Raw genomic sequence first — 12904 nt, 5'->3', positions numbered from 1 at the left:
TGAATTAGACGGTAGTAAGGAACACTAAACAAGGTTTCACGTAGCGATAGAGCTTTTCGCAAAATTTCCGCAAAAAAATCTTCGTCAATAATTGTTTTGGCGCTAGAGCTAAGCAAGCGAGCAGAGATTAGTGGCTGACGGTTGTATATTGCTGTGCCTAATGGTTGACCATCATTGGCTTCGATCCTAACGACCGTTCCTGCCGGGATTTGTTTGGTTTCTGCGCTGACCTCAATTTCGTTGGAAAAGACCCACGGATAACCATTCAACAGTCTTTTCTGTGCCTTTGGTCTCAGGCGAATGGTCGGGCGTTGTTTGAGATCGAGAGCAGCGCTCATAATAGTTCTTTCGTTAAGGATGAATTTGACGGCAGTCTAGTGAAATCTGCGGCCCCTGCAAGCTTAGGCTTGCAGGTTAGTATAACGAAGAAAAAGGGGGAGGGCGAATTGTTGCGGTGCAATAAGTGCTTTGTTAGGATTTTCTCTAAAGCTGTTTGTATCGTGATTGGCGTTTGTTTATAACGGCGCGCAAGTATTTCGTTTCAAGATAATGCCCCCTTATCAGGGGTTAATAGGAAGAGTAATGCGTATTGTAAAATCCAAACGGGATCTTCGCGCCCTTGTTTCCGGCTGGAAGGCTGATAAACAAGAAGTTGGCGTGGTGATGACCATGGGAGCACTGCACGAGGGGCATCTATCGCTTGTGGGTGCCGCCAAGACGGATAATGATCGCGTTATTGCTACGATTTTTGTTAATCCCAAGCAGTTCGATAATAAGGCTGATCTGGATACCTATCCGGTGGATACTGATGCGGATCTGAAAAAGCTTGAGGACGCAGGCGTAGATCTTGTTTATCTCCCCCAAGCAGAAGAGGTTTATCCAAAAGGATACAGTACCACTGTTGCCGTGGGAACGATGCAGGATTGCCTTTGCGGGGCAACACGCCCTGGGCATATGGACGGGGTTACAACAGTTGTTTCCAAGCTGCTTATTCAAACGTCGCCGGATCGAGCCTATTTTGGACAAAAAGATTTTCAGCAGTATCTATTGATCCAGCGTGTCGCCAGTGACCTCGACTTGGATGTCGATGTTATCGGGGTCCCGACAGTTCGCGAAGGTGATCATCTTGCTTTGTCTTCCCGAAATCGTCGGCTATCAGCAGACCAACGTGCCATTGCACCGACTTTATATAAGGTGGAAAGCACGATTGCAGATTTGATTCGTCAAGGCGAAGCCGTTGATCACGTTTTGGAATGGGGGCGAAAAGTTATTCTGGATAGTGGATTTGATCGAATCGACTACCTTGAGGTTCGATCAGAAGAAGATCTTGAGCTTTTCAGTGATGTTGCTGATCGGGATAATTTGTTAAGTGGGCGTATTTTTGTTGCTGCCTGGCTTGGCAATACCCGGCTGATTGATAACTATCCAATCAGCCGGTAGAGCCGAATACTTTACGACGTTTAGTTAGTCGTATTTACCCTGAACCAATGGTGGGACAGTTTGTAGGGCAAGGTCCCAAGGGAAGTAAATCCAAGTATCTTGGCTGACTTCTGTAATGAAACTGTCAACGATATCGCGGCCAGCTGGTTTGGCGTAGAGTGTTGCGAAGTGAGCATCTGGCATCATCTCACGCACGGCGCGAGCTGTCTTTCCTGTGTCGACCAAATCGTCAACAATCAGCCAGCCTTTACTTTCTTTTGGTGACTCTTTGAGAACTTTGAGCTCACCTTGTTTGTTCTCGCTGGAATAGCTAACGATACAAACGGTGTCGATAAGGCGGATATCCAGTTCGCGCGCGATAATAGCAGCAGGTACCAGGCCACCACGTGTAACAGCAAGAATCCCTTCAAAAGGCCCCTCGTTCATCAGGCGCCATGACAAGGCCTTGGCATCACGATGTAATTGTTCCCAAGATACGGGAAAAGTTTTTGGTTGTTCGGACACGGTTTTCGACTCCAATTTTAAATGATGCCGGAATAAAGCAGAACTGGCGAAAAATCTCAACCTTTAGAAGGGCAAACCTTGCCTGCCCTGATTGCAACGCTACAAATTTAGTTTAACAGAGGTGCTGCGATGGATGAAAGAGAGCTTATGGCAAGGATGGAAAAAGCAATTGTTCGAAGCTTTTCAGGAGAAAACGCGTGGCCGAGTTTAACGCCTAAGTGTGAGCCCAGCGCGATCAATGGAGAAAAAGCAAGGCCGTAAAGCATAGGTGAAAAGACGCTATCGCCCAGAACGAAGTACAGAACGACTGCATTTATCGGCGCTGAGGCAAGAAAGCTGGCAAAAAGAAAACTTCTTATCTGTCCGTTTGTCCATTTGTGGGCCATGACCCACAAAACAATCGGTGGGCCTCCAACAGCAATTAGTCCTGCTGTGTAGCCGCTGGCCCCAAATGCAATAAATGTCCAGAAGGGATGAAGCTTTTCTCGGGGGTGGGGCCTGACGATAAGCTGTAGAACCACAATTCCAAGAATGAGAAGGCCGACCAGTTGTTCAATTTGGTCTTTGTCTATGGTTGTGGTGATGTACCCAAGAGAAAGAATACCCAAAGGCAATGTGATGTACCTGATTACAGATCCTTTTATCAAAGGCTCATACTGGATGTGATCACGTAGCTTGTATACCCCGACAAGAAGCTGAGCGAGGCCTGCGGTTAAAAGTAGCGGCACAATTGTGGTTAGTTCGATGCCGAGCAAGGTCAGGAAGGTTAGGGCAATTAGTCCAAAGGCAAAACCGACGGCCCCTTGAATCAAGCTGGATATAAATAGAATAAAGGCGACGATGGGTATTAGGTCCGCTGACAAGGGGAGATCCAAGCTAAAAAATGAGTGAGGTGACAGAGCATGCTCTGAAGTATTTTTGCGGACGGGTCAATAGACTATAGGGGATAAGAGATGAGCGTTTATGGAGGGGCTTGTATTGTTCTATGTTGTTCTCGCTCGGGAGATATTTCGAGACACAAAAAAAAGCGGTATCAAAATGATACCGCTTTTTTATAATTATTTAAATCCTGTTACCGAAGGTAAACATGAACTTCTGGAACCTGAGCACCCGGGTTACTGGTTGATGAAAGCGACACGTGAGAAGCCGGTAAACCAAGCTTGGTCAATGAGCGCATAACATCTTCACCATATTTGCGGGATTTGCTTGTTGCCAATGCAATTTGAGCTGAATTCCCACGAGCAGGGGCAACCGTTACCAAGTCAAAAGCTGAACTCGGGCGACGATCCAATGCGCGACTAACGGCAGTGAAAAGCGCTTGTTCGTAATTCACATTTGGCTGATCAAAACGAATGATGGCCAAAGGAGGTTGACGACCAACAAGACCAGCGGATCCACCTGGTGGTGGAGGTACAGGAAGACCAAAAGTTCTGCTGCCAAGGTTGCCACCGATAAACTCACCGTTATCAACTGCAACCTGAAGGGCAGTCAGATTTGTACGTTCAGCAGAGAAGTAGTTCTGTGTACGCGCAATATCTTCGGTCAATTCATTCATCAGGCGGTCAAGAATAACAACCGTCTGGTTGGCTTCGTCTTCCAGAACAGCGAGCTGTCTGTGATCTTCATCCAAAGCACCACGTAATTCATACGTCGACTTTGCTGAATCCAGAACGAAGGCGGCAAGGGCAGAAGTTGATCCTGCTTCGTTGGAAAGGCTGTTTAAATTGGTGATACTCGCACCAACAGCTTCCAGTTCTTGCTGTGCTTTGTTCCAGCCGTTCACCATCTGTGGGTTACCGGGCGTGGTCCCAACCTGAAGACGCGTATTCATCGCAGCAATAATGGAATGGTAAGTTCCGGCACTACCGCGTGCGTTGTTACGCTGTGTCTGTAAGTTGTTATTATGATGTATCAAACGAGCTTGAAGCCTCGAAAGATCACCGCGTAGCTCTTCAACCTTTTTGCCAACATGCGTTCCTGTTGGTTGTCCCGGCGTTACCCCCGGAGATTCAAAAATGGTTGAGCCCAGCAAAGGCAAGCCAGAGATGTTATCGGTTACAACTGTATCAGGAACGACAGGTGCCTCTGCAGCAGTCGTCGTTGCATCTTCTACAGTTTCTTCCCCGACAATAGAAGGCCACAAGGCTTCTTCGGTAAAAGAACAACCATTTAATAACATCACCGCAGCCAAAGCTGTAACGGTATTACGCAAAACAGAGGATTTAATGGATCCCATTGACAAGTCCGCACTGTTGATTGTGATCAGCCAAATATATCATCTCTCAAATCTAGTATTATTACTATAATTGATACGGGAAAAACGCCCGAAAAGATACACGAGTTGACCAACCCCCCAAAATACTTAGGCCAGATACTACTTGAAGGGAGTCGCAGGGACAAGAGTTTTCCCACCAACTAATTGATAGTTAGGCATGAGATTAAAAAAAAATAAGAATCTGCGATTTAGGGCTTGCATCCTCACAGAAGCAAGAGTAACTTCCGCCTCGTTTTCAGGGATCTACTCTGGAAACGCTTTGAAACGCACCCGTAGCTCAATTGGATAGAGCACTTGACTACGAATCAAGAGGTTTCAGGTTCGAGTCCTGACGGGTGCGCCATTCTGATAAAGCTCGGTCTAAAGCCGGGCTTTTTTCTTGTCTGATTTTTGTGCCCTGTTTCGGTCTTTGTTTTTTTGTGAATCCGCTGGTGCACTTGTCCTAAATAAAAATTATTGTTTGCTTATGTGCATCGCTGCTTTTTTTTATCGCTGGCTTCGGGCTATAAGTTTGTCATCTCACTGTACGGCGGATTATTCTGCTATTATTTTGTAAAAGACAGCTTTGGAATATTTGCGAGGGTATTTTGTCCGCCTACGATTTGTCAGGATTGAATGTGATGGTTGTTGATGATAGTGCGCATATGCTGCGTATTGTTAAGACAATCTTCACTGCAATGGGAATCTTTGATGTTCAATATATTCGCGATGTCGAAGCTGCTAGGGTAGAGTTAAAGTTTAAAAAGCCTGATATTATTATTACGGACTGGGAAATGGAGCCTGTGGATGGTTTGGAATTTACCCGGGGCCTCAGAAAAGAAGGCGGTTTTTTTAGTCGTGTTCCGATAATTCTTTTAACGGGACATACTGAATACGATCGAGTGATGGAGGCCATCCAGTCAGGCGTTAGTGATGTTTTGGCAAAGCCAGTATCAATTGAAATCCTTCACCGTCGCCTGTGCCGTATTATTGATATTTCGTCCATGTCTGTCGCGGATGATTCTGAAGATGATGAGTATTTGGAAATCGGGTAACGTATAGAGCGCTTTTTCAGCGAGCGACTTCACTATCAGGTCTTTGTTCTTTTCATTAGTTAATACCGTCAAAGTTTAGGTGAGGCCTTTAATGAGTGCAGAACATTTTTGGAAAGATAAACGGGTTCTTGTAACTGGCGGCGCTGGTTTTATTGGTGCAGAGATTGTTCGACAGTTAAGCCGTTTAGGTGCCGACCAAATTATTGTTCTGGATAAGTTGACCTATGCCGCTGATCTTAGGCGGTTAGATGGCTTTCAGGAATATTTTTCTGTCAACAAAACTGCACTTGAAGATAATGAAGCGGTCAGAAATACTTTCAAAGATGCCCAGCCAGACATTGTGATCCACGCCGCAGCTGAAAGCCATGTTGATCGATCAATTGACGGGCCGGGTGAGTTTGTAAACAGTAATATTGTCGGAACCTTTAATTTACTACAGAATTCCCTGAGTTTTTGGAGGGAAAAGGGAGCCCCCTCGCAATTTCGATTCCTGCATATCTCTACTGATGAAGTTTACGGTTCTCTTGGGGCAAGTGGCTTTTTCAATGAAGAGAGTTCCTATGATCCCCGGTCACCCTATTCAGCGTCGAAAGCGGCCTCAGATCATCTGGTAAAAGCTTGGTGGCATACTTATGGTCTGCCAGCAATGATTACGAACTGTGGTAATAATTATGGACCATGGCAGTTTCCCGAAAAGCTTATTCCCTTAATGATTGCGAACGCGATTGATGGGAAAGCTTTGCCGCTTTATGGGGATGGAAGCCAAGTGAGAGAGTGGATACATGTGTCAGATCATGTCCAAGCTCTTCTTCTAACCCTGGAAAAGGGAGATGTTGGTGAAACATATCTCATTGGGTCTGGAGAGGAGCGCACAAACTGTTCGGTTGTCGAAGGGGTCTGTGACCATATGAATCAATGTTATCCGGCCAGAGAGAATTTTTCTGATTTGATTGTAAATGTTCAGGATCGTCCGGGGCACGATAAACGGTATGCTCTAGATGTCTCGAAGTTTAAGTCTAAAACAGATTGGTCGCCAAAAGTTAGCTTTGAACAAGGACTTGTTGATACTGTTGATTGGTATCTTGAAAACCAATCTTGGTGGCGCGAGATCCAAACCGAAAAGTATAATCAAGAAAGGCTAGGGGTTCTTTAGGAATAGAGCTTTCGTCAGTAACCCGATGAATTCTAGATATTGATAAGCCCGGTTAATGTATCTGAGGCATTTGACTCGATTTGATGTTCTGGCTTGTTTGTGATTCAGGCTGTTTCAGGATCAGTCAGTGATTGCTCTGATAATACCCTGCAAAGCATACTTAAAGCGTCCTGATGTTTTTCATTTTTGATATTGGTGAAGTTCCGCGCGAGATCCAAACACATTCGTTGACGTTCGCTCACGGTACCTTGAGTGTCATGAAGTCCTTCGTAAAAGAAACTTATCTCTACCCCCAGGGCTTGTGAGATTTCATACAAACGACCAGCAGAAACCCTGTTTATGCCGCGTTCATACTTATGAGCTTGTTGGTAAGTTACCCCGATTAAATCGGCTAGTTGCTGTTGAGTTAGGCCCAGCATAGTTCTGCGTTCACGTATTTTCTGACCTACATGGTTCTCAATACGGTATGTGTCGGAAGGTTTGTTTGTTGCACGAGTCACGAAATTTACTCACTTAAAACGGATGCTTACATAGCAAGGTGTTTACATTATTTTTAGTGTGAAATAGACCGTTTGAAGGTGAGTTTCAATAGAAATTGTATAAAATGTTTTGAAAATTATATTTTGTACTTAGGCGGTGTGTGTATTAACTTTTTATTAACCAATATCGAGTGTGTATTCCATGGTAGATATTAAAAGAAATAGTTTTTGTATTTTCGCTTATTTTGAAACTTGATTTGGATATTTAATTTGTTCTAGGCACTTTGCTTAATATTTTGTTCTCAAAGCGAAAATAAGTTTCTTGCAACTGAATTGATAAAGCCTTTATACAAAACCCATTATTTATTTATTGCGATTAATTATGAACTGGATTCAGTATTCGTTAATGACTTAATCGCTATTATTCATTTGAATTTAACGTGAATATCAGTGTCTTGTGCGGGTATTTATAGTTGTCCATCTTCAGGTAGGAGTAGACAGACCGTGCTCCGGTCCGCTCGTGATAATAATATAGATCTTTCTCTTCTGGACCAGATGACGACCGCATTGGAGTCATCAGGTGATGTCATGTACGAATGGGACTTGGCAACAGATAGCCTTATGTGGTTGGGTAGAGCTGCGTCTCTTTTTGGCTTGGATGATAATTTGATCCCAGCCACAGGTGAAACCTTTCACAATCGTATTAACCCCGAAGATCTTCCAGCAAGAATGCGTAATTTAACGGACCATTTTTCTGGTGAGGCCCTCTACGATTGCGAATATCGCATTCGGGATGGCGCGGGTAATTTTCAATGGGTCCACGATAGAGGGTCGGTTGATGTTTCGACCACAGGGGCACCAACAAGGTTGACTGGCGTGCTACGCCCCGTAACCGTCAAGAAACAGGCAGAGGCAAGGCTTGAATATCTTGCCAGCTACGATGAGCTTTCTGGGCATTTTAATAAGTTGAGGTTAAGGGAATCTCTGGATTTCTCTCTTGAGCAGGCTATCCGATACAGTAATGTGGGCACTTTCTTGGCCGTTGGTGTCGATCATCTCGGTATGATTAACACCGCTTATGGCTTTGAAGCGGGTGATGCCGTTTTGGTCGAGGTTGGTGAACGCCTGGATAAAAGCATTCGGGGGGCTGATATTGTTGGTCGCCTTGGGGGCGATCGATTCGGTGTAATCATGAGTGTCGCTTCGCATGAGGAAGCAGACACCATTGCTGATCGCATTTTACAAACCGTTCGTGAAATACCGTTTGAGATAAACAATGAACGTATTTACGTGACGGTCTCTGTTGGTTTTGTCGACTTTCCTGAACAGACAAAAACCAGTTTTGATGCTTTTGCAAAAGCTGAAAGCGCTTTGTTGGAGGCAAAGTCAAATGGCCGCGATTGCGTTAAACCTTACAAGTTAACTGTAGAGCAGTGTGAAAACTATCGAACCAGTATGATCATTGGTGAGGAAGTCAAGCTAGCCCTGAAAGAAGACAGGATTGCCTTGGCTTATCAGCCGATTGTCGATTCTGAAAGTCATGAGCTTATTTTGGTTGAAGCTCTTTTGCGCATGTTTGATCGCGATGGAAAGACCGTTCCGGCAGGGCGGTTCATACCTGTTGTCGAACAATTGGGCATGATGCGGGTTATTGATCGTAGAGTTTTAGAGTTGGCCTTAGAGGATTTGGTCCGGTATCCGAACATCACGATGTCTTTGAATATATCTGGGCTGACAGCATCAGATCGCAGCTGGCTGAGGGCGTTGTCTTCGCGTGTGAAGTCGAGGCCAGATATTGCCAGTCGGTTGATTGTCGAAATCACAGAAACAGCGGCGCTTCATGACTTGGAAGAGTCAGCGCGTTTTGTCTCTGCTGTAAGGCAACTTGGTTGTAAGGTTGCTATTGATGACTTCGGTGCAGGCTATACAACGTTTAGGCATCTTAAAACGCTTACAGTAGATATTATCAAGATAGATGGTTCATTTATTGCTGGTATTCTTGATAATGAGGAAAATCAGATTTTTGTTAGAAATCTTCTGGGTTTAGCCAAAGCGCTAAATCACACAACAATTGCTGAATTTGTCGAAACGGCCGAAGAAGCCGAGTTCCTCTCTCGTGAAGGGATTGACCTACTCCAGGGATTTTATTTCGGGAAGCCGGAAATTAAACCTGATTGGCTTATCGAAAATGTTGGGGTTAAAGACGCAATTATTTTTCCAATATAAGTAACCAGTTCAAAATTTTGTCAATAATAGCTTATTCAAAAATGGCTCCCGATTTATTGGGAGCCATTTTATTGTTGGGTTTTTCCTACCTGATCTGTTGACGCGGCGGTTTTGTTGTCGTGCTGGGAGCTATTTTTTTTTGCTTAGGGCGTCGAGTTGTTTTTGCAACTGTTCAACCTGTGTTTTCAAGTCGTCGAACCCACCATTATCAGCCTTAGTTGCGGATCTTTTTACCTCTGGTTCCTCAGTATTTGGTGTTGAGGACGGTTGCGGGTTCTGAAAGGGGGACAGCATTTGCATGGCATTTTCAAAAAGAGCCATGTTTTGTTTGTTCATTTCATCCAGATTGCCAAAAGGAAAAATGCCGCCAAAGGTTTCTTGCATTGATTGGCGCATTTTATCCTGATTTTCGGAAAAACCTTCCATCATGTGTTCCAGATATTTGGGGACAACCCATTGCATGGAATCGCCATAAAGGCTGATCAATTGACGCAAGAAGGAAATAGGCAACAAGTTTTGCCCTTTTGCTTCTTCTTCGACAATGATTTGGGTTAGGACAGATCGTGTGATGTCATTTCCAGACTTCGCATCATAGACAACGAACTCGACGTCATCTTTTACCATCTGGCATAGATGATCCAATGTCACATAACTGCTTGTCGCTGTGTTGTACAAACGTCTGTTTGCATATTTTTTTATAACGATAGTATCGTCATTATTCCCTGATTTTGAGGTCGCCAAGATCCTCGCCTCCAATGCTTATTATGTTTACCAGTTTCTGTTGCTGGCTCATTGCTGTTTGTGCACTGCTTCTTAAATATTGCTGCGCTGCGATGGTCTCTGTCAATGAATTGGGTGTAAAAGCCTTAAAAAAAGAGAATTTTTTGTCTGTTTTTCTCATTGCTTGTGCGAATATAGCCATTAGGCAACGCAATACGAATGCGTATACTATGGGAGAGAGGCCTTTTTGGACAGGGAAAAAGATATCGATCAGCTTGCTGATGAATATTTGGATCTATGGATCAGCCATCTTTCCAAACTGCAGCTGACTCCATGGCATTTGATGGCGGATATGTCTGCAGATCTCGATCCTGCGACAATTGATCTGTACAGAAAGTGGGAAGCTTTTTACCATAGCGCCTATCATCCTGATTCAGCAGGAGAGATAAATCCGCTTTTGTCCGTATTGCAAAAAGATATGGGGCACTCAGAAAGGGCTGGAACGGGTGGAAAGCAATCGCAAGAAATGTCCAATTCCGCTACCAATGCACATGATGTCGGCGTTGATGACGTTGCAGAGCTCAAAGCTCGGCTTGGGGTTCTTGCAAGGCGAATTGCCGAACTCGAAGCTGGCTCTGGAAATACCGGAGACGATGAAGGCAAGGATAGCGACAGAAGTATTAGGTGATGACCCTCTAAAATTTTCTACGGCAATTGATAGGGCTATAGCTCGACGTTTTTCTTTTTATCAAGAGGGAATCAAAAAATATCAAAATGCTGAGTTCGTTAACAAACGGAAGGCAATGCCGACAGTCTGGACGAAAGGTTCAGCCTCTCTTTTGAGTTATAGAAAAGAGGCCGATGATTATCCTCTTTTTGTTATCCCTTCGTTGGTTAACCGCTATTACATTCTTGATTTACTAAAGGAGAACAGTTTTCTCCGATGGCTGGCCAATGAAGGTTGGGGGCCTTACGTAATGGATTGGGGGCATCCTGGCCCGGCCGAGAGCAACTTTGGTCTTGAAGACTATATTGTCCAATATTTATTACCGGCTTTGAAAGAAGTGGAAAAAAGAAGCGGTAAAAAGCCGATCGTAATCGGCTATTGTATGGGGGGAACCTTAGCAACCGCTTTGTCCGTTTTGGCGAAACCGTTGGTCAAGTCCCTCGTACTTATCGCGAGCCCATGGGATTTTCACGAAAAAGAAGATCAAAGAGCAATTCAACAAGGGCGTTGGCTTCAAAGTCTTTTACCGTGGATAAATACTGTGGGGCACTTTTCTGGCGAGGGGCTGCAAAGTTTGTTTGCGTCTTTGGATCCGACATTGTCGTTACGGAAATTTTTGAACTTCAGGCAACTTGATGTGGATACGGAGCAAGCAAAAGTCTTTATATCTTTGGAAGACTGGTTGAATGATGGGGTGTCTCTTACACAGAAAGTTGCCTGTGAGTGTCTTCAGGAATGGTATGGTGAAAACCTGACTGAAAAAGGCCATTGGGTAATTTCGGGTGAGAAGGTTACTTTAGATAAGGTGCGGGTGCCAACCTTGTCTGTTGTGTCTGATAATGACCGGATTGTGCCGAAGGCGTCATCTCTTGCGCTGTCTGCCGGTATTGATCGCAGTACGTTGATTGAAACCCCATTGGGGCACATTGGTATTATGGTTAGTCGCAATGCACAATCAAAAGTCTGGAAGCCAATTGTGGATTGGATGGAACAATTTAGATCATAAAAATGCAATATAATTTCAATATTTGAGGGTATAAATAAGTTTTTATGTCACGATAGTGCAATAATGTCTTGATTTTTGATGGCTAGCCTCGTTATGGTTTATGTAATAATTTTGCAGTGCAGCATTGCACTGGCAATGAATAGGATAAGGTAACTGGTTGTTCTGGGGAATACGGACTTCTGGTTTTATAAGAATTCTTTTTTTGAGATACAGCTTTTCTGAAAGGTATCTGTAATGTCTGGTGTTGTTATTGTTGGGGCGGCGAGAACCCCGGTTGGCGCGTTTGGTGGGGGCCTTTCAACGGTTCCTGCTGCGGAACTTGGAACGATTGCTATTCGCGAAGCACTTGCGCGGGCAGGTGTCTCACCTGAAAGCGTTGACGAAGTCATTCTGGGTCAAATTTTGACGGCAGGAGATGGGCAAAACCCAGCTCGTCAAGCCGCGTTGGGCGCAGGTATTCCAAACGAAAAGACGGCCTATCTCATCAATCAGATTTGCGGATCAGGGTTGCGGACGGTGGCGCTGGGGTATCAATCTATAGCCTTGGGCGATGCTGATGTTGTCGTTGCCGGCGGCCAAGAAAATATGAGCTTGGCCCCGCATGTCTCGCACATGCGCACGGGAACCAAGATGGGTGATGTCAAACTTGTTGATACGATGATCAAGGACGGATTGTGGTGCGCAATGAATGATTATCACATGGGAAAAACAGCGGAAAATATCGCGACAAAGTTTAATATATCCCGTGAAGATCAAGATGCTTTTGCTGCTGGGTCTCAGCAAAAAGCTGCGATTGCGCAGGAAGCTGGATACTTCAAGGATGAAATTGTTCCTGTCACGGTTAAAACCCGCCGCAGTGAAGTTGTTGTCGCGACTGACGAGCATCCAAAACCGGGTACAACAGCCGAAGGTTTGGGCAAGCTGAGGGCTGCGTTTGATCGTGAAGGCACGGTAACCGCAGGTAATGCATCTGGCATCAATGATGGTGCTGCCGCGGTTGTGATGATGTCTGAAAGTAAGGCGCAAGCCGATGGTATTAAGCCGCTTGCAAAAATTGTGTCCTGGGCAACGGCTGGGGTGGACCCCGCCATTATGGGGACTGGTCCTATTCCGGCCAGCCGCAAGGCATTAGAAAAAGCAGGCTGGACAATTGATGATGTTGAATTGGTTGAAGCCAACGAAGCATTTGCAGCGCAAGCCATTGCTGTGAACCGGGAACTTGGCTGGAATGAAGAGATTGTCAACGTAAACGGTGGTGCGATTGCCTTGGGGCACCCGATTGGGGCTTCTGGCGCACGGATGTTGGTGACGTTGCTTCATGAGATGCAGCGACGCGATGT

At 45.0% G+C, this 12904-nt stretch carries 13 protein-coding genes, 1 tRNA gene and 1 pseudogene; 8 read left to right on the top strand and 7 right to left on the bottom strand.

What is annotated here, in order from left to right; all coding sequences use genetic code 11:
* Nucleotides 1-338 (bottom strand): annotated as a pseudogene (locus Q0241_RS09660) (RlmI/RlmK family 23S rRNA methyltransferase); the annotation flags it as partial.
* A 244-nt stretch (nucleotides 339-582) separates the two neighbouring features.
* On the opposite strand from Q0241_RS09660, the gene panC reads away from it, so the two are divergent.
* Nucleotides 583-1440 (top strand): pantoate--beta-alanine ligase, encoded by an 858-nt coding sequence (gene panC / locus Q0241_RS09655; protein WP_299376670.1) that lies wholly within the window; start codon nucleotides 583-585, stop codon nucleotides 1438-1440.
* A gap of 24 nt (nucleotides 1441-1464) precedes the next feature.
* On the opposite strand, the gene gpt is transcribed toward panC, so the two are convergent.
* The 3 genes from gpt to Q0241_RS09640 form a co-directional block, all read right to left on the bottom strand.
* Nucleotides 1465-1944: a xanthine phosphoribosyltransferase gene (gene gpt, locus Q0241_RS09650; protein WP_299376667.1), complete on the bottom strand. Its 480-nt coding sequence runs from the start codon at nucleotides 1942-1944 to the stop codon at nucleotides 1465-1467.
* A 107-nt stretch (nucleotides 1945-2051) separates the two neighbouring features.
* Entirely contained in the window at nucleotides 2052-2807 is a 756-nt protein-coding gene (locus Q0241_RS09645) for a TSUP family transporter (RefSeq protein ID WP_299376664.1), read from the bottom strand.
* A gap of 209 nt (nucleotides 2808-3016) precedes the next feature.
* A complete protein-coding gene (locus Q0241_RS09640; RefSeq protein WP_299376661.1) occupies nucleotides 3017-4180 on the bottom strand; it encodes a hypothetical protein in 1164 nt (387 codons plus the stop codon).
* A 305-nt stretch (nucleotides 4181-4485) separates the two neighbouring features.
* Between Q0241_RS09640 and Q0241_RS09635 the strand changes: the two genes are divergently transcribed.
* The 3 genes from Q0241_RS09635 to rfbB all read left to right on the top strand — a co-directional run bounded on the left by Q0241_RS09635 (nucleotide 4486) and on the right by rfbB (nucleotide 6406).
* Nucleotides 4486-4562 (top strand) — tRNA-Arg (locus Q0241_RS09635).
* Nucleotides 4563-4806: 244 nt separating this feature from the next.
* Entirely contained in the window at nucleotides 4807-5253 is a 447-nt protein-coding gene (locus tag Q0241_RS09630; protein WP_299376658.1) for a response regulator, read from the top strand.
* Between the two features lie 91 nt (nucleotides 5254-5344).
* Nucleotides 5345-6406 (top strand): dTDP-glucose 4,6-dehydratase, encoded by a 1062-nt coding sequence (rfbB, locus tag Q0241_RS09625; protein ID WP_299376655.1) that lies wholly within the window; start codon nucleotides 5345-5347, stop codon nucleotides 6404-6406.
* Between the two features lie 104 nt (nucleotides 6407-6510).
* On the opposite strand, the gene Q0241_RS09620 is transcribed toward rfbB, so the two are convergent.
* The gene (locus tag Q0241_RS09620) at nucleotides 6511-6906 is read right to left on the bottom strand and encodes a helix-turn-helix transcriptional regulator (protein WP_299376652.1); all 396 of its coding nucleotides are present in this window, start codon (nucleotides 6904-6906) and stop codon (nucleotides 6511-6513) included.
* A gap of 483 nt (nucleotides 6907-7389) precedes the next feature.
* On the opposite strand from Q0241_RS09620, the gene Q0241_RS09615 reads away from it, so the two are divergent.
* The gene (locus Q0241_RS09615; RefSeq protein WP_299376649.1) at nucleotides 7390-9111 is read left to right on the top strand and encodes a bifunctional diguanylate cyclase/phosphodiesterase; all 1722 of its coding nucleotides are present in this window, start codon (nucleotides 7390-7392) and stop codon (nucleotides 9109-9111) included.
* Nucleotides 9112-9240: 129 nt separating this feature from the next.
* Here the strand turns inward: Q0241_RS09615 and phaR are convergent, their stop codons facing one another.
* Together phaR and Q0241_RS09605 are read right to left on the bottom strand one after the other, a co-directional pair.
* Nucleotides 9241-9852, bottom strand: a complete 612-nt coding sequence (gene phaR / locus Q0241_RS09610) for a polyhydroxyalkanoate synthesis repressor PhaR (RefSeq protein ID WP_299376646.1) — start codon at nucleotides 9850-9852, stop codon at nucleotides 9241-9243.
* Nucleotides 9827-10033: a hypothetical protein gene (locus tag Q0241_RS09605; protein ID WP_299376643.1), complete on the bottom strand. Its 207-nt coding sequence runs from the start codon at nucleotides 10031-10033 to the stop codon at nucleotides 9827-9829. The genes phaR and Q0241_RS09605 overlap by 26 nt, the downstream gene beginning before the upstream one ends.
* Before the next feature lie 45 nt (nucleotides 10034-10078).
* Here Q0241_RS09605 and Q0241_RS09600 point away from each other — a divergent pair, with 45 nt between their 5' ends.
* The 3 genes from Q0241_RS09600 to Q0241_RS09590 all read left to right on the top strand — a co-directional run.
* The gene (locus tag Q0241_RS09600) at nucleotides 10079-10519 is read left to right on the top strand and encodes a hypothetical protein (protein ID WP_299376640.1); all 441 of its coding nucleotides are present in this window, start codon (nucleotides 10079-10081) and stop codon (nucleotides 10517-10519) included.
* Nucleotides 10485-11564, top strand: coding sequence for an alpha/beta fold hydrolase (locus Q0241_RS09595; RefSeq protein WP_299376637.1), 1080 nt, complete (start codon nucleotides 10485-10487; stop codon nucleotides 11562-11564). The genes Q0241_RS09600 and Q0241_RS09595 overlap by 35 nt, the downstream gene beginning before the upstream one ends.
* A 234-nt stretch (nucleotides 11565-11798) precedes the next feature.
* A partial coding sequence (locus Q0241_RS09590; RefSeq protein ID WP_299376634.1) for an acetyl-CoA C-acetyltransferase occupies nucleotides 11799-12904 on the top strand: 1106 nt, incomplete at its 3' end.

The organism is uncultured Kiloniella sp., assembly GCF_937128705.1.
GTDB lineage: Bacteria > Pseudomonadota > Alphaproteobacteria > Kiloniellales > Kiloniellaceae > Kiloniella.
This window is presented reverse-complemented; position numbering and strand designations above follow the sequence as displayed.